General features: G+C 52.0%; 19 protein-coding genes, 1 other RNA gene and 1 pseudogene. 9 read left to right on the top strand and 12 right to left on the bottom strand.

The genetic code is table 11. The features are described 5' to 3' along the window. Positions 1-482: pseudogene (locus ACTHUE_RS03250) on the top strand (NADP-dependent phosphogluconate dehydrogenase); the annotation flags it as partial. 195 nt (positions 483-677) lie between these two features. On the opposite strand, the gene ACTHUE_RS03255 reads toward ACTHUE_RS03250, so the two are convergent. Then, entirely contained in the window at positions 678-1,628 is a 951-nt protein-coding gene (locus tag ACTHUE_RS03255) for a D-2-hydroxyacid dehydrogenase (protein WP_004519196.1), read from the bottom strand. A gap of 128 nt (positions 1,629-1,756) precedes the next feature. On the opposite strand from ACTHUE_RS03255, the gene ACTHUE_RS03260 reads away from it, so the two are divergent. Together ACTHUE_RS03260 and dinG are read left to right on the top strand one after the other, a co-directional pair. Continuing rightward, on the top strand, positions 1,757-1,975 hold the full coding sequence (locus ACTHUE_RS03260) for a DUF2061 domain-containing protein (protein WP_070826381.1): 219 nt from the start codon (positions 1,757-1,759) through the stop codon (positions 1,973-1,975). A gap of 164 nt (positions 1,976-2,139) precedes the next feature. Next, a complete protein-coding gene (gene dinG, locus ACTHUE_RS03265) occupies positions 2,140-4,290 on the top strand; it encodes an ATP-dependent DNA helicase DinG (RefSeq protein WP_049335670.1) in 2,151 nt (716 codons plus the stop codon). 68 nt (positions 4,291-4,358) lie between these two features. On the opposite strand, the gene ACTHUE_RS03270 is transcribed toward dinG, so the two are convergent. After that, positions 4,359-4,814, bottom strand: a complete 456-nt coding sequence (locus tag ACTHUE_RS03270) for a GNAT family N-acetyltransferase (RefSeq protein ID WP_440361242.1) — start codon at positions 4,812-4,814, stop codon at positions 4,359-4,361. 166 nt (positions 4,815-4,980) lie between these two features. On the opposite strand from ACTHUE_RS03270, the gene ACTHUE_RS03275 reads away from it, so the two are divergent. Further along, entirely contained in the window at positions 4,981-5,247 is a 267-nt protein-coding gene (locus tag ACTHUE_RS03275) for a DUF3079 domain-containing protein (protein ID WP_003686685.1), read from the top strand. Positions 5,248-5,329: 82 nt separating this feature from the next. Here ACTHUE_RS03275 and ACTHUE_RS03280 read toward each other — a convergent pair whose 3' ends face one another. Further along, positions 5,330-5,812 carry a dihydrofolate reductase gene (locus ACTHUE_RS03280; RefSeq protein ID WP_049335666.1) on the bottom strand — a complete coding sequence of 161 codons (483 nt, stop codon included), beginning with the start codon at positions 5,810-5,812 and terminating at the stop codon, positions 5,330-5,332. A gap of 197 nt (positions 5,813-6,009) precedes the next feature. Between ACTHUE_RS03280 and ACTHUE_RS03285 the strand changes: the two genes are divergently transcribed. Then, a complete protein-coding gene (locus ACTHUE_RS03285; RefSeq protein ID WP_049335665.1) occupies positions 6,010-6,807 on the top strand; it encodes a factor H-binding protein in 798 nt (265 codons plus the stop codon). 89 nt (positions 6,808-6,896) lie between these two features. Here the strand turns inward: ACTHUE_RS03285 and asd are convergent, their stop codons facing one another. Beyond that, positions 6,897-8,012: an aspartate-semialdehyde dehydrogenase gene (gene asd / locus ACTHUE_RS03290; protein WP_049335663.1), complete on the bottom strand. Its 1,116-nt coding sequence runs from the start codon at positions 8,010-8,012 to the stop codon at positions 6,897-6,899. A 241-nt stretch (positions 8,013-8,253) separates the two neighbouring features. Here asd and ACTHUE_RS03295 point away from each other — a divergent pair, with 241 nt between their 5' ends. Continuing rightward, positions 8,254-8,826, top strand: coding sequence for an RDD family protein (locus ACTHUE_RS03295; RefSeq protein ID WP_004519205.1), 573 nt, complete (start codon positions 8,254-8,256; stop codon positions 8,824-8,826). A gap of 89 nt (positions 8,827-8,915) precedes the next feature. Continuing rightward, positions 8,916-10,238: a murein transglycosylase A gene (mltA, locus tag ACTHUE_RS03300; RefSeq protein ID WP_004519206.1), complete on the top strand. Its 1,323-nt coding sequence runs from the start codon at positions 8,916-8,918 to the stop codon at positions 10,236-10,238. Between the two features lie 106 nt (positions 10,239-10,344). On the opposite strand, the gene rnpB is transcribed toward mltA, so the two are convergent. From rnpB to ACTHUE_RS03335, 7 genes are all read right to left on the bottom strand, one after another. Next, positions 10,345-10,706, bottom strand: an RNA gene (gene rnpB / locus ACTHUE_RS03305) — RNase P RNA component class A. Positions 10,707-10,759: 53 nt separating this feature from the next. Beyond that, complete coding sequence (locus ACTHUE_RS03310) at positions 10,760-11,467, bottom strand: hypothetical protein (RefSeq protein ID WP_049344923.1); 708 nt, start codon at positions 11,465-11,467, stop codon at positions 10,760-10,762. 54 nt (positions 11,468-11,521) lie between these two features. Beyond that, the gene (locus ACTHUE_RS03315; RefSeq protein WP_049322987.1) at positions 11,522-11,755 is read right to left on the bottom strand and encodes a hypothetical protein; all 234 of its coding nucleotides are present in this window, start codon (positions 11,753-11,755) and stop codon (positions 11,522-11,524) included. 13 nt (positions 11,756-11,768) lie between these two features. Then, on the bottom strand, positions 11,769-12,353 hold the full coding sequence (gene ruvA, locus ACTHUE_RS03320; RefSeq protein ID WP_049344922.1) for a Holliday junction branch migration protein RuvA: 585 nt from the start codon (positions 12,351-12,353) through the stop codon (positions 11,769-11,771). 98 nt (positions 12,354-12,451) lie between these two features. Further along, on the bottom strand, positions 12,452-13,171 hold the full coding sequence (locus tag ACTHUE_RS03325; RefSeq protein WP_150540554.1) for a septal ring lytic transglycosylase RlpA family protein: 720 nt from the start codon (positions 13,169-13,171) through the stop codon (positions 12,452-12,454). A gap of 48 nt (positions 13,172-13,219) precedes the next feature. Next, on the bottom strand, positions 13,220-13,684 hold the full coding sequence (trmL, locus tag ACTHUE_RS03330; protein ID WP_049335654.1) for a tRNA (uridine(34)/cytosine(34)/5-carboxymethylaminomethyluridine(34)-2'-O)-methyltransferase TrmL: 465 nt from the start codon (positions 13,682-13,684) through the stop codon (positions 13,220-13,222). 64 nt (positions 13,685-13,748) lie between these two features. Further along, positions 13,749-14,465 (bottom strand): ComF family protein, encoded by a 717-nt coding sequence (locus ACTHUE_RS03335; protein WP_440361241.1) that lies wholly within the window; start codon positions 14,463-14,465, stop codon positions 13,749-13,751. Between ACTHUE_RS03335 and bioH the strand changes: the two genes are divergently transcribed. Together bioH and ACTHUE_RS03345 are read left to right on the top strand one after the other, a co-directional pair. After that, complete coding sequence (gene bioH, locus ACTHUE_RS03340; protein WP_308538594.1) at positions 14,464-15,210, top strand: pimeloyl-ACP methyl ester esterase BioH; 747 nt, start codon at positions 14,464-14,466, stop codon at positions 15,208-15,210. The two genes, ACTHUE_RS03335 and bioH, sit on opposite strands and share 2 nt — an antisense overlap. 60 nt (positions 15,211-15,270) lie before the next feature. Then, positions 15,271-16,077: a methyltransferase gene (locus tag ACTHUE_RS03345; RefSeq protein ID WP_049322981.1), complete on the top strand. Its 807-nt coding sequence runs from the start codon at positions 15,271-15,273 to the stop codon at positions 16,075-16,077. Between the two features lie 67 nt (positions 16,078-16,144). Here ACTHUE_RS03345 and ACTHUE_RS03350 read toward each other — a convergent pair whose 3' ends face one another. Beyond that, on the bottom strand, positions 16,145-16,393 hold the full coding sequence (locus ACTHUE_RS03350) for a BolA family protein (RefSeq protein WP_003686612.1): 249 nt from the start codon (positions 16,391-16,393) through the stop codon (positions 16,145-16,147). Positions 16,394-16,482 lie beyond the last annotated feature (89 nt).

Raw genomic sequence — 16,482 nt, forward strand, 5'->3', positions numbered from 1 at the left:
AAGCCCTGTTGGCATCCAAAATCATTTCTTATGCACAAGGCTTTATGCTGATCCGCGAAGCCAGCGAAAACAACGATTGGGCATTGAATTACGGCAATACTGCCCTCTTGTGGCGCGAAGGCTGCATTATCCGCAGCGCGTTCTTGGGCAACATCCGCGACGCATACGAGGCCAATCCTGATTTGGTCTTCTTGGGTTCCGATCCTTATTTCAAAGGCGTATTGGAAATTTGTCTGCCTGCATGGCGTAAAGTGGTGGCCAAAGCGATTGAGTGCGGTATTCCGATGCCTTGCATGGCTTCCGCAATTACCTTCCTTGACGGCTACACTTCCGAGCGTCTGCCCGCCAACCTGCTGCAAGCCCAACGCGACTACTTCGGCGCGCACACTTACGAGCGTACCGACAAACCGCGCGGCGAGTTTTTCCATACCAACTGGACAGGCAAGGGCGGCGATACCGCTTCAACCACATACGATATTTAATTTGCCCGGGCAAACAAAAGGCCGTCTGAGTATTTCAGACGGCCTTTTTATAGGGTTATCCACAATGAAGAATGAAATGATTTAATCTACTTGATAGATAACTTTATGAAATAAATAAAGATAAATAAAGGCCGTCTGAATATTTCAGACGGCCTTTAAAATTGTTCACAACCTTATCAACAGGTTTTCCATAGATTAAACCAGATTTTGCGGATTGCCGGCCACGAAGCGGTTGATGTTATCCAAAAGGATGTCAAACAGGCGGTTTGCGGCTTCTTGGCTTGCCCATGCAATGTGTGGCGTGACGATGAGGTTGGGCAGTCGGGCTTTCAGCAGAGGGTTGCCGTCGCGCGGCGGCTCTTGTGTCAACACGTCAAAACCTGCACCGCCGATTTGGCCGTATTTCAACGCCGCAACCAAAGCGGCTTCATCGACCAAGCCGCCGCGCCCGCAGTTGATGAGGATGGCGCCGGGTTTCATTTGTTGCAATTCGGCTTCGCCTATCATGTTTGCCGTTTGCGGTGTGAGTGGACAATTAAGCGACACGACATCGGCGGAGCGGATGGCTTCGTCAAAGGAAACATAGCCGTCGCGGACGCTTTGGGCATTTTTATGTTCGGCGAACACGACATTCATTTTGAAAGCCTGAGCATAAGTTGCCAGTGTTTTACCGATATTGCCGCGACCGAAAATCGCCAGCGTTTTGCCGTTCAAATCGCGCATCGGTGCGCCGAGGTAGCAGAAAAACGGCGAGTTTTCCCACAAGCCTGCCGCAACGTCGCGCTGGTAGGCAGGCAGGTTGCGCATCAGGGTAATCATCATCATAAACGCGTGTTCCGCCACGGATTCATTGCCGTAAGCGCGGATATTGCACACTGCCGTACCATTTTGTTTGGCGGCCTCAACGTCCACATTGTTGACGCCCGTCGCGGCTAGCGCAATCAGTTTGAGCTGCGGGTTGGCGGCGATGTGTTCGGCGGAAATCACGACTTTGTTGGTAATGATGATGTCCGCACCCCGTATGCGCGCCAGCGTTTCGTGCGCTTCGGTTGTGCCGTAGCTGCTTAATGTGTGTGGAAAATCAAATTCAAACGGGCGATTGACGAGGGTATCGCGGTCGAGGACGACAATTTGGAGCGGATTCATAAAATTCCTATCAAAAATAAAATATCGATTTATAAAATCTAAATTAGGATAAAGGATTTAAAATATACGTGTTAGTTGATAATAATTATTATGTAGCTATTAAAACATCAATGTATCAGGAAAACAGCATGATTAAAACCATTACATTTGCTATTTTGCATTTCAGCGTCGCATTTAGTGTCGCCTATATTCTGACCGGCAGTATCGGCGTTTCCAGCGCGGTGGCTTTGGTCGAACCCATCGTCAATACCGTCGTCTTTTATTTTCATGAAAAAGCGTGGAACCGCTACGAGAAAAACAAATCCGAAAAGCAAAAATTGTGGGTGCCTCTGCATCAGTGCGGCTAAAGTTTCAGACGGCCTTTTGCTTGGTTAAAACCGATTATGGTTTTTCGGTTCGTCCATTGCCATCAAAATGCCAAACCCTAAAATAGAGTAAGACTTTACGAAGGCTTCATTAAGGTAAAAATGCTAAAATACGCTATTCTTGCAAACCCATTCAGACGGCCTCAATGCTCACCGATTTAGAAAAAAACGCCATCCGCGACCATTACCAAAACATTGGCAAAAACCTGCCCGGTTTCCGTCCGCGCGCTTCGCAGCGGGAAATGATTGCGGCGATTGCCAACGCTTTTTCGCGGACGTTGACGCGTGAAGAAGGCGAAGAAGCGCCCAAACGCGAGGGTGAGAGCATTGCCGTGATCGAAGGGCCGACCGGTGTGGGTAAATCGTTGGCCTACCTTTTGGCCGGCGGCATCATGGCGCAAACGCGCGGCAAATGGTTGATCGTCAGCAGTGCGACGGTGGCTTTGCAGGAGCAGTTGGTTGACCGCGATTTGCCGTTTCTGGTCGAAAAAAGCGGTTTGGAGCTGACCTTTGCGCTTGCCAAGGGACGCGGCCGTTATCTTTGCCCCTACAAACTCTATCAACTGACGCAAAACAATGCCCAGCAAAACCTGCTTGGTTTTGAAGCGCCGGAAGTGTTGTGGGACAGCAAACCCAAGCCTGAAGAATTGAACCTGCTGCGCGACATTGCCGATGAATTTTCCGCCCGCCGCTTTAATGGCGACCGCGACACTTGGCCGGAAAAAATCGATGACACGATTTGGCTCAAAGTGACCAACGACCGCCACGGCTGCCTGAAATCCGCCTGTCCCAACCGTCCGGAATGCCCGTTTTACCTGGCACGCGATGTCTTGGAAACCGTCGATGTCGTCGTTGCCAATCACGATCTTCTGCTTGCCGACATCAGTATGGGCGGCGGCGTGATTCTGCCTGCGCCTGAAAACAGTTTCTATTGCATAGACGAAGCGCACCACCTGTCCAAAAAAGCCCTCAGCCGCTTTGCCGCCGAACATTCATGGAATATTGCCGTTTGGACGCTGGAAAAACTGCCGCAGCTTACCGGCAAAATTGCCGCGCTGACCGATAAAGCCGAACTTGCCAACCTTGCTGACGAAGCTGCCACATCCTTGCTCGATAGCCTGCATGAATGGCAGTTCCATTTGGCGGAAGAGCCGTCTTTAAGTCTGGGGTCGTCTGAAAACGACAGGCGGAAACACAACGAACCGACTTGGCTGTGGGAAGACGGCAAAATCCCCGAAGGCCTGGAAACCACAGTTTCCAATACGGCCATTGCTGCGCGCAGCCTGCTCAAACACGTTATCGGCCTGAACGATGCGCTTTCCGCCGCGCGCCGCGAAAAAGAGCAGGACGGCGCGCTCCTCGACCGTCTGACCAGCGAGTTCGGCCTTTTTATCGCCCGTATCGAACAAATCAGCGCGGTTTGGGATTTGCTCTCCACCGTTCCCATTGAAGGCGAAGAGCCGTTGGCGAAATGGATAACCCGCCGTGCCGACGACAAAAACGACTACATTTTCAACGCCAGCCCCATCAGCAGCGCATCCCACCTTGCCAACAGCCTGTGGCGGCACGCGGCAGGCGCAGTGTTGACTTCGGCCACCCTGCAATCGCTCGGCAGCTTCAACCTGATTTTGCGCCAAACAGGCCTATTATGGTTGCCCGAAACCACCACGCTTGCATTGGAAAGCCCGTTTAATTTCGATGCGCAAGGCGAGCTGTATATTCCGCCGGTTCAAGCCAGCCCCAAAGACCCTGATGCGCATACGGCCGCCATTGTCGAATGGTTGCCGAAGCTGGTTTCGCCGGTTGAAGCCATCGGTACGCTGGTGTTGTTTTCCTCGCGCAAGCAAATGCAGGATGTCGCCTTACGACTGCCTGACGAATACTTACCGCTTCTGCTTGTGCAGGGCGAGTTGCCCAAGGCCGTTCTTTTACAAAGGCACCATCAAGCTATTGCCGAAGGTAAAGCCAGCATTATTTTCGGCCTCGACAGTTTTGCCGAAGGCCTCGACCTGCCCGGTACGGCCTGCGTGCAAGTCATTATTGCCAAGCTGCCGTTTGCGATGCCGGACAATCCCATCGAGAAAACCCAAAACCGTTGGATTGAACAACGCGGCGGCAATCCTTTTATCGAAATTACGGTGCCCGAAGCCAGCATCAAACTGATCCAAGCTGTCGGCCGCCTTATCCGTACCGAACAGGATTACGGCCGCGTGACCATCCTCGACAACCGCGTCAAAACGCAACGCTACGGCCAACAATTATTGGCTTGTCTGCCGCCGTTTAAGCGGATAGGGTAGTTGTGGATAATTCAAAGGCAGAGGCCGTCTGAAATCAAATGTTCAGACGGCCTTTTATTCTTTTCAAACTATAAATCCAATTTCATGACGGATACGGTTTCCCCGTTGTGCCAAGTCTGCGTGATTTCTTTCCAGCCGAACTTTTCATACACGGCTTGCACATCCGGCGTATAGAGAAACAGATGCGGCAAACTCAGTTCGCGTGCTTTATCCAGACAAAACGAAACCAGCTGCCTGCCTACGCCCAAACCGCGAAATTGCGGCAAAACGAACACATCGCCCAGCCAATATTCGTGTTCGGGAAAACACGCCATATCAAACCGCTTTAATGCTGCCGAACCCATCAGCCGCCCTTCATTATTCACAGCCGCAAACGCCAGCGGCAAGTTATCCCCATCAAGGCACTGCGCGTAATACGCACGGATTTTGTCCAGAGACGACCACGGCGCAAAATCGTGCCACTCCTCAAACAGCGCGAGGGCTAAAGGCTCGACAAATTCAGGCTTCAGACGGCATATGTTCATATCGGGTCCTTTTGTTGTACCGCGTAGGGATTATTTTTGCAGTATAGGCCGTCTGAAAGGTTAACACATCTTAAAAAATCAGCGTAAAACACGATAAACCCGCCGCCAGTCCCATTCAAATCACTTATAATTCTGCCGTACCGCACACAAACAAAAGAAGAACATCATGGCCAAGAAATTTCCCATTTTCCCGAAAAATCCCGAGCGTATCTGCTGGGGTTGCGACAAATATTGCAAAGAGGACGATTTGCAATGCGGCAACGGTTGCGAGCGTATCCAACATCCCATCGAGTTGGACGGCCGCGACTGGTATAAAAAAGGCGACTGGAGCAATTTGTTGAGCGAAGAGCAGCAAATTGAACTTGGACTGAAAGAAGCGCCCAAGCCGGCCAAACCGCATATCAAACTGCCTTTGAAAAATAAAACAGCTTAAACGGTATGCCGTAAATAAACGAAATAAAAAGGCCGTCTGAAACCTGAAAAACAGGATTTCAGACGGCCTTTGTGCTGTCGGATTATGCCTTCACATAATGCACAAACGCGTATTCGATGCCTTTGGCGGAAACATGGTTTTCCCAAGAAGCTTCTTGCCATGTTTCTGTGGAAAACTCAGGAAAAAACGCATCGCCGTCCACATCCAAACCGACTTCGGTCAAACGCAAATCCGTGGCAATCGGCAGGGCTTGTGCATAAATTTGCGCGCCGCCCATGATGATGACTTCTTCAACCCCCTGACACAAAGCCAGCGCATCTTCCAAAGAGGCCGCCGTTTGCGCGCCTTCGGCCTGATAATCTTGGCGGGTGATGACGATATTTTGACGGCCGGGCAGCGGTTTGCGCGGCAGCGACTCCCATGTTTTGCGGCCCATAATGACGGGTTTGCCGTTAGTGTAGGATTTGAAAAAGGCAAAATCCTCGGGCAAATGCCAAGGCATGGTGTTGTTGATGCCGATACAGCGGCGGGCGGCATAGGCGGCGATAAGGGTGATTTTAGGCATAATGAAATCCGTTTGCAAAATAGAATGATTATAGCGGAAGGGAGGCGGGAAGGACTGAATGCCCGATATTATAAAAATGTTTCAACATTTATAAAATCAATATTCAAAATACTTAATTTTGACAAAAATCATTTATTGTTCATTTTTTTAGGTATATGATAAATATCATATCAAATAAAAAAGGAAAGGAAAAAATGATGAGAACCCTCTGTATTTCTGCTTTGACTGCCTCCCTGTCTTTGATGTTGACTGCCTGCGGCGGCGCAACAAGCGGCTTGTCGAATGCCGTGACCGAGCCGCTCAATCCGCATCCGAAAGGCGTGTTGTCCGTTGAATTGAACGAATCCGTCCCTGAAAACGGTACGTTGGAGCTGACCGCCAACGGTAAAACGCAAACCCTGCAAAAAGGCGGCAAACTCGATACCGGCTTTTTGAAAACCGATAAAGTATCTTCTTACGACTACGCCCAAAAAATCAAGGTAAACGGTCAAGTCATCACTTTGGAAACGGGCGATTTCCAAGTGTATAAACAAAATTATTCCACTGTTGCCGCGCGTTACGCCAAACAAAAAGCCGATGACGCAGGCAAGCTGCAAAACCTCGATACATACATATTTACCGTCGGCGAAGTCCAAGGCGATGAAACAGCGTATCGCAATTTACCCAAACAAGGCAGCTATCAGTATTCGGGGATCGCGTTTAACGGCGACGACCGCAGCGGCCGTCTGAAATACACTGTCGATTTCGATAAAAAACAAGGTTACGGCAAAATCAGCAGCATGGCTTCCCACAATAATGTCGACCTGCTTGCCGCAGGCATTGCCAATAACAACGGAAAAGCCGCCATCAGCGGTAAAACCAGTTTGAACGGTATCGAAAACGGCCGTTACGATTTGAAACTCTTCGGCCCGCAGGCTGAAGAAATTGCCGGTAAGGCGCAAATCAAAGTTGGCGATTCCACCAAAGAAATCGGTTTGGCCGGTAAAAAAGAATAGGAAACAAGGCCGTCTGAAAGGTTCAGACGGCCTTTTTGTGACAAAAAAAGCAACGGCCCAAACCGTTGCTTTTTTCATGCCAACCTAAATTACAGGCTGCCCAAGATAATGCGCAATACGCGGCGCAACGGCTCGGCAGCGCCCCACAAGAGTTGGTCGCCGACAGTGAATGCGCTGATGTATTCGCCGCCCATGCCCAGTTTGCGGATGCGTCCGACAGGGACGGACAGCGTGCCGGTGACTTTGGCGGGCGTCAGCTCGTGGATGCTGGCTTCTTTTTCGTTGGGGATGACTTTCACCCAATCGTTCGCGCCTGCCAAAATCGCTTCAATTTCAGAAACGGGTAGATCTTTTTTCAGCTTCAGGGTGAGGGCTTGGCTGTGGCAGCGCATAGAGCCGATGCGTACGCACAAGCCGTCAATCACGGTCGGATTGTCGCTGCGGCCGAGGATTTTGTTGGTTTCCACGCCGCCTTTCCATTCTTCTTTGGACTGGCCGTTGCCCAAGTCCACGTCAATCCACGGAATCAGGCTGCCGGCGAGCGGTACACCGAAGTTGGCTTTCGGATAATCTTCGCTGCGCAGGAAATCGGACACTTTGCGGTCGATGTCGAGAATCGCGCTGGAAGGATCGGCAAGCTCGTCTGCCACTTTGGCGTGAATCGCGCCCATGCCGTTGATGAGTTCGCGCATGTTTTTCGCACCCGCGCCGGAAGCGGCTTGATAGGTCATGCTGGTTGCCCATTCGACCAAATCGTTTTGGAACAAACCGCCCAAAGCCATCAACATCAGGGAAACGGTACAGTTGCCGCCGATGTAGTTTTTCACGCCGTTTTTGAGGCCGTTGTCGATGACGTTGCGGTTGACAGGGTCGAGGACGATAATCGCGTCGTCTTTCATGCGCAGGGAAGAAGCCGCGTCAACCCAGTAGCCGTTCCAGCCACTGTCGCGCAGGGGTTGGAAGACGGATTTGGTGTAATCGCCACCCTGACAAGTAACGATGATGTCCATTTTTGCCAATTCGGCAACATCGTTGGCATCCAACAATGTTTTGGCTGCCTGACCGAAATCAGGGGCATCGCCGCCGACGTTGGAAGTGGTAAAGAAAAATGCTTCGGGAATGTGGGCGAAGTCGTTTTCTTCTTTCATACGCTGCATCAAAACAGAGCCGACCATACCGCGCCAGCCGACAAAACCTACTTTCATGTGTTACTCCTTACAAAGAAAATCCGGATAAGTTTATAGTGCATTAACAAAAATCGGAACGGCATCGCCTGCCGTTTTGTTCAGACTTTTGTTAACCCACTATAAAAAAGGGGAAAACAAACGTTTTAACGCCGTCTGCGGAAAATGTAAAGGTTTTTATCGAAATTTTTTAGAATGATGGAAAAATAGGTTAAGATGGCAATGAAATTGCATCTCATTAAATAGCACAGAGGAAGATTAAATGAGCGAAATCAATTTGTCGGATTTGCCTAAAACAGAAATAGTAGATGTCCATATTGCTTCGCCGGGGGCGAGGGTTGCGGCATATTTGTTGAATAATCTGTTTACTTTTTTGATATGGTTGCCATTCATCGTGATGGTAGTTTTCACTTTAGATGAAAGCAAAAAATTAGTTTCGGAATCTTCTCTTTTTAATACCCCTGAATATTTTGCCATAACATTTTTTATTTCTTTGGCTGTTTATTTGGTTTTTGGTATTGTCCAACTGTATTACATGAGCCGGGACGGTCAGTCTTTAGGTAAAAAAATTATGGGCATCCGGGTGTTAAAAAATGACGGAAGCAATCCGGGCTTTGAAGGAACGGTTTTAATCCGCGAAGTTGTCTGGGCGCTTGCTGTTGGTGTTGTGGTAACTATTGTATCGTTGGCAATAAGTGACACGGGTGGAAACCTGATTTCTCTGCTTATAGCCTTCATTAACTTCATCATGCTCTTCTCCGTCAAACGCGACCGCCGCACGCTCTACGATATGCTGGCCGATACGGTTGTCGTCAAATTGCCGCCGCGCCGATAAATGGCTTTTTTGTGTTAAAATCAGCACTTTCCAACATAGGCCGTCTGAAAAATAGCTTTCAGACGGCCTTTCGACACGCTATTGATTCCATGAAAAAACATCTGTACCGCATCACGCTCGTCAGTATTGCCGCAGCCATTCTTGCCGCCTGTCCGAGCAAAAGCATTAAAAACCTCCCCGAAACCGACACCAGCGTTATCAAAGGCCCTGACCGCCCCACCGGTACGCCCGATCCCATCGGTACGACAGTGAGTGGGGGAGGAGCAAACTATACCGTAGTTTCCTACAACGAATTGCCGCACTGGGATCTCCAACACTTTACCAAAAGCCTGCAGTCTTTCCGTTTAGGCTGTGAAAAACTTAAAAACCGCCAAGGCTGGCAGGACGTTTGTATCCAAGCCATGCAAACACCGGTGCACCATTTCCAAGCCAAACACTTCTTTGAACGCTATTTCACCGCATGGCGCGTCGATAACGGCGGCAATCCTGCCGGCACCATTACCGGCTATTACGAACCGGTCCTGCACGGCGACGACAAAGCCACAAGCCAATCCCGTTTCCCGATTTACGGCATTCCGAACGATTTTGTTTCCGTTCCGCTGGCTGCAAACTTGAGGGGCAGCAAAGCCACCGTCCGCATCCGCCAAACCGGCCCAAACAGCGGCGTCATCGACAACAGCGGCACATACACGGCCGACTTGTCCAGATTCCCGATTACAGCACGCAGCACTGCGCTGAAAGGCCGTTTTGAAGGCAGCCGTTTTGTTCCTTACCACACCCGCAGCCAAATCAACGGCGGCGCGCTTAACGGCAAAGCGCCGATTTTGGGTTATGCAGATGATCCGGTCGAACTTTTCTTTATGCACATTCAAGGTTCAGGCCGTCTGAAAACACCGTCCGGCAAATACATCCGCGTCGGATTTGCCGATAAAAACGAACATCCGTATGTTTCCATCGGCCGCTATATGGCGGACAAAGGCTATCTGCCGCTGGGTCAGACCAGCATGCAGGGCATCAAGGCCTATATGAAGCAAAACCCCGGCCGTCTTGCCGAAGTTTTGGGACAAAACCCAAGCTACGTCTTCTTCCGCGAGCTGACCGGCAGCAGTGATTCAGGCCCGGTGGGCGCATTGGGTACGCCGTTGATGGGCGAATACGCCGGTGCCATCGACCGTCACTACATCACGCTTGGCGCACCATTATTTGTCGCCACTGCCCATCCGATCACCAAAAAAGCCCTCAACCGCTTAATTATGGCGCAAGATACCGGCAGCGCGATTAAAGGCGCAGTCCGTGTGGATTATTTCTGGGGCTATGGCGACGAAGCAGGCGAAGTGGCCGGTAAAATGAAAACCACCGGCTATGTATGGCAGCTCCTGCCCAACGGCATGAAACCGGAATACCGTCCATAAACAGCGGTTTAAAAAAGGCCGTCTGAAACCAAGATTCAGGTTTCAGACGGCCTTTTTATTTCTATAAAAATGCGGCAGGTTTTAAAAACCTGCCGCGGTATGGGGACATACAGCTCGGACGGTAAGCCGGGTTCTGTCGCGGACAGTCATTCCTCTAGGCACATCATTGCTGGTGTGCTCAAGCAACCTACCCGAACGCTCGGCGAGCAGCGTCATCGCGTTCTGTTTGGTCTTGCTCCGAATGGGGTTTAGCCTGCTGCGCTTTGTTACCAAATGCACGGTGCGCTCTTACCGCACCTTTTCACCCTTACCTGTTTTGCCCGAAGGCAATCATCGGCGGTATTGCTTTCTGTTCCACTTTCCGTCGCGTTGCCGCGCCCGGCCGTTAGCCGGCATTCTGCTCTGTGGAGCCCGGACTTTCCTCCCCGTATGCCTTACGCGATACGCGGCGACTGTCTGTCCGACCTGTATGAGGTGCGGATTATAACACAGCCGCTATAAGGTTCAGACGGCCTAAATATTTATTTTTTCTTTTTAAATGCTATTTCGGTCAAACCCAATTCCTGTGCTTTTTTGCGGACTGCGGATTCGGGCATTTCGCGTGCCAGGCGGCTGGTGCAGTATTCGGTCATGGTGGTGGCGCAGGCTTTGAAGTTGCCGGTAAAGTCGCTGGCGGCACTTAAAAACGGGATGAGGCGGCCGGCCATGATTTCTTCGGCCGGTGCGTCTGTTTGGGCGGATACGCGTCCGGACTCGACCGCCGAGAAGATTTGTTCGGTAAAGCGTCGGACGAAGTTTGCTTCTGTTTGGCAGTCTTGGAAGGCGGTGTTTTCGTGTTGGCAGACGAGGGTAACTTCGCCTTCTGCTTCTTGCAGCGGTTCGGCCAAATCGAGTTTGAGGGTTTGCTTGTCGGTTTGCAGCCAGGCGGTGCGGCCTTGGGTTTTGATGATTTTGCCGTAAACGCCGATGGCATCGTTTTGGGGGATGTTTTTCTGTTCGGCAAGTTGCTGGGCCGAGAATAAGGGGGCTTGTTCGGCAAATGCGCCGCCGGTTTCGTGTTTGAAGTAGGCGGCGAGGTCTTGTTTGATGAGGGCTTGGGTCAACAGTTTTTCGCCTTCGGTCAGGCGGTGTGCGAAGCCGTGTGTTTTGGGGGCGGATGCGGCATCCGTGGTCTTGGCGTCCGGTGTGCAGGCGCTCAGGAGTAAAAGCAGGGGAAGGATGTATTTCATGGTTGGTCTCTCAACAGGCCGTCTGAACCTATGGTTTCAAACGGTCAGCATTGTTTATCGATAACGATAAACCCGGCGGGGATAAACGGGATAGGCCGGGTAATTGCGGACGGGTTCGCTGTCTTGATAGATGACGGTCGTCCCGGGCGGGGCGTTGATGGTCACGGTTTTGTTGACGGTGGTTTGCGCGTGGACGGGCAGGTCTAAGACGGCGGTGCGCCCGTACGGAGTTTCGGTATAAACGCACGCGCTTAGAAGCAAGGCGGCACTCAGGACGGCGGTTTTCATGTTTCAGACGGCCTTATTTGAGCAGGTTTTTTAAGGCCAGGCGCACGCCTTCGCCGACTTCCGTGCCTTTGGGAATGCCTTTGGTGGCGGCTTTGGCTTCGCGTTCGTTGTAGCCGAGGGCAAGCAGGGTGTTGATGATGTCTTGGCTTTCGTCGGCAACGGCATCAGGGGCAAACAGGCCGTCTGAAACGGTATGGGACACGAGTTTGCCGCGCAGTTCCAACACCATGCGTTCGGCGGTTTTTTTGCCGATGCCGGGGGCGGAGGAGAGGCGTTTGACGTCTTCTTCGGCGACGGCTTGCGCCAGCTCGTCGGCATTCATGGCCGACAAGATGCCCAATGCAGTTTTGGCACCGATGCCGCTGACTTTGACCAGTTGGCGGAAGGTGGCGCGCTCCTCGGCCGAGGCGAATCCAAACAGCAAATGCGCGTCTTCGCGGACGACAAGCTGGATGTAGAGATGGACGGTTTCGCCAACGGGGGGCAGGTTGTAGAAAGTCTGCATGGAAACGTCGGCTTCATAACCGACGCCGTTGACGTCGATAACGACCTGCGGCGGATTTTTCTCAATCAATTTACCTGTGAGCCTGCTGATCATGGTGTTCCCCTGTGATTAAAAAAGGCCGTCTGAAACCTTGCAATCGGGTTTCAGACGGCCTTGTATTGTATCAAACTTCAGCGCTAACGCGGACGAAATCAGATGGCGGATACCAGATTCAGATGACGGGCGCGTTCGCCTGCTTCGGCGGCACGTTCTTGGCTGCTGAACGGACCCATTTTGACAACGTATTCGTAGTTGCGTTTTTCCAGCATGACTTTGCTGTCCGACGGCAGGCTTTGTGCGGCTTGGTTCAGATAAGCCTGCGCTTCACGTTGGGTACCGAAGGATTTCAAATCAACAAAAAATTCTTTGTTGTTTGGGGAAATAATGGTTTGAGCGGCGGTTTGGCCGGGGATGATCTGCTCAACTTTGACGTTGGCCGTGCCTTGGTTGATGAAACCCAATTGTTGGGCGGCGGCGCGGGAAACATCGATGACACGGTTGCCGTGGAAAGGGCCGCGGTCGTTGACGCGGACGATGACGCTTTTGCCGTTTTGCATATTGGTCACGCGTGCGTAGCTGGGAATAGGGAGGGTTTTGTGGGCGGCGGAGAGGGCGTTCATATTGTAACGCTCGCCGCTGGAAGTTTTACGGCCGTGGAATTGGTTGCCGTACCATGAGGCTTTACCGGTTTGGCTGAAAGAGGAAACTTGGGTCAGCGGCGTGTAGCGTTTGCCGGCAACTTTGTAACTGCGGTTGGCAGAAGGATGCAGTTTTTCGACTCGAACCACGCTGTCGGCGACGGCGGCATTGATGGAAAGGACGCCGATGGTGGCGGCGGCTAAGGAAAGGAGGTTTTTTTTGGTAAAAGTCAAAACGGGTTCCGTTCTTGAGTTGATAACGCAGCGGTTTCAGACGGCCTGCTATACGCCGCCGGCAAAACCGTTTTGTCGCCATGCTTCAAACAGAATAACGGCGACGGTATTGGAAAGATTCATGCTCCTGCTGCCGGGCATCATCGGCAGGCGGATTTTTTGTCCGGCAGGCAGGCTGTCGAGAACTTCGGCAGGCAGGCCGCGCGTTTCGGGGCCAAACAGCAACACGTCGCCTTCGCGGAAGGAAACTTCGTCGGGGCGGGTAGAGCCTTTGGTGGTCAGCGCGAAAATGCGGCGGCCTTCGAGTGCCTTGAGGCAGTCTTCGAAATTCTCATGTACCGTCAGTTTGGCAAACTCGTGATAATCCAAACCCGCGCGTTTCATTTTGGACGAATCCAAAGGGAAACCAAGCGGCTTGACCAAATGCAAATCGGCACCGGTATTGGCGCACAGGCGGATGATATTGCCCGTATTAGGCGGGATTTCGGGTTGGTACAAAACTATGGTAAACATATAAATCAATCACTTATTGAGTGGCATAATGCCGAAATGTTCCATGGGTGTCAAAAACTTTAAGCTATTTTTTCATTGGCGGACGCGCCAAGCTCCAGCAAAAAATCTTACCTGCGCCTGATTTTTTCAGCGTTTTCGCCAATTCGTCCAAAGTCGAGCCGGTGGTGAAGACATCGTCAATTAACAGAATATTACACGCCTTCGGCAATTCGGCTTTGATTTTAAATGCATTCTTGATATTTCGCCGACGTTCGTCGCTTTTTAGCGTACTTTGCGGCTCGCCATGCCGTCTGAAAACCGCGTGTCGCGGCAGCAGCGTCCAGCCGTAGCGTTTTGCCAAAATATCCGTCAACGCCTCGCTTTGGTTGAATCCGCGCTTGAGCCGCCGCTCTTTGCTCAAAGGCATGGGCAGGACGAAATCGAAGTGTTCTGCCGCCAGCCAGTCCGGTGCGTTTTGGCTCATCAAATCCGCCAGCGGACGGCTCATGCCCAAGTCGGCCAAGTGTTTCAGCTCGCGTATCATGCTGCTGACGGGCGGTTCGTAATACAGCGAGGCCCACATTCTATCAAATGCGGGCGGCTTTTTCTGGCAACCGCCGCACACCGCCCCGCCCGCGACATGGCGGAAACACAAAGGACAGCTTTGTGCCGCGTCGATAAAATATTCCGTCAAATCGTTTGCGCAGCCTCGGCAAAGGCCGTCTGAAACGGAATCGTGGCATAATATGCAACGTCGCGCATTGAGCCGTTTCAAATTGCGCCACCAAGAAAGAACATTCATGCCACACTCCGCCAAAAAAGTTTATCTGATACACGGTTGGGCGGCGAACCGCCATGTATTCGACGATTTGATACCGCGCCTGCCTGCCGGTTGGGACGTCCGCGCGCTTGATTTGCCCGGACACGGCGATGCGCCTTTTACCGAGCCGTTTGATATTGCCGCCGTTGCCGAAGCTTTCGCCGGACAAATCGACACGCCGGCACACATTCTCGGCTGGTCGCTGGGCGGACTGGTTGCCCTGTATCTGACCGCGCTTTATCCTGACAAAATCCGATCGCTCTGCCTGACGGCAAGTTTTGCCCGATTGACTGCCGACACGGATTATCCGGAAGGCTTGGCACAACCTGCCTTGGGCAAGATGGTTGGCGCATTCCAGCAGGATTATGCCAAACATATTAAACAGTTTCTACAACTGCAACTGCTGCACACGCCCCATTCCGGCGAAATCTTAAACCGGGTGCTGCCCGATTTGGCGCGCTGCGGCACGCCTTCCGCCTTACAGGCCGCGCTTGAAGCGGTCAACCATGCCGATGCGCGTCCGTTGTTGCCGCTGATTCAAACGCCGTCATTGCTGGTGTTTGGACAGAAAGACGCCATTACGCCGCCGCGCATGGGCGAATATTTACACCGCCATTTGAGCAACAGCGAGCTGGTCCTTATCGACAAAGCCGCACACGCGCCCTTTTTAAGCCATGCCGACGAATTTGCCGAAATCTACCGCAATTTTGTCGAAAAGGCCGTCTGAAAAAGACTTCAACCATAAAAACAGAATATTGTCGGGCAAAGCCCGCTGACACGACCCACCATGACCGAACAAGACAAACGCTGGCAAATTCACCGCCATCTCGCCCAAGACACCGACGAGCGCCTGCAGCTGGTCCGCAATGCACCCAAACGCATCATGCTGATTGGTGCCGATGCCGACATCAGCCGCAGCCTGCTGGCCGCGCGTTATCCCGACGCCGTGTTTGAAGAATACGATCCGAATGCCGACTTTTTGAAAACCGCCGCCGCCGCGCGCAAAGGCGGTTTCTGGCAGAAGCTGACCGGCAAAACCATTCCGCAACATTGCCAAGCCCTGACCGCGCCGCTGCCTGAAGCCGCCGCCGATATGCTGTGGGCCAACCTCAGCCTCAGCCGCGCCGACGATATTTTGCCGGTATTGAAAAACTGGGCCGCCGCTTTGAAAACCGACGGATTATTGTTTTTCACGCACTTTGGCCGCGACAGTCTGACCGAGCTGACAGGCCGTCTGAACCATGAAGGCATCGAATGCGAAGCGCCCACGCTGATTGATATGCACGACTTGGGCGATATGCTCGCCGACAACGGCTTTTACGATCCGGTAACCGACACGGCCAAGCTTGAATTGAGCTATAAAAAAGCCGGGACGTTTTGGCAGGACATGGAAACCTTGGGATTGTGGAATGCGTTGAAGTTCAGCAATCCGCAAGCGGCTAAGGAATGTGTGGATAAGATTTTTGCCAACGAAGGCCGTCTGAACATCACGCTTGAAACCGTGTACGGCCATGCCGTGAAGAAATTGGTGTTGCCGCAAGGAGAGAACGTGGTGCAGTTTTTCCCGAAAAAACAGATGCAGGCCGGAAGCTGAGGGCTGCTTGGGTTTGAATGCAAAAAGGCCGTCTGAAGTTTCAGACGGCCTTTTGTTTGATTCCGAATTAAGCCTGTTTGGCCGCCCATTCGGCCGGCGTGGCGGCAACGGAAATCGACAGCGCGTGCAATTCGTTGCTTTCGAGTTGCGGCTTGAGACCGTCTTTAATCAGGCGGTGGCGGGCGAGGCGGGCTTTGCCTTCAAATGAGGAGGAAACGATTACGGCGAAGAAGTGATGGCCGTCGCCTTCGACTTCGACGTGTTCGCAAGGGGTAACGCCTTCAATCAGGGTTTTGACTTGTTCGGGTAAAAGCATGGGGGTTCCTTGGGAAATGGTTTGCTTGTAAAAGAGGGCATTATACCGAATCTTGATAAAAACAGGCCGTCTGAAAAACCAAACTTCGG

This window comes from Neisseria sp. P0021.S005 (genome assembly GCF_051956955.1).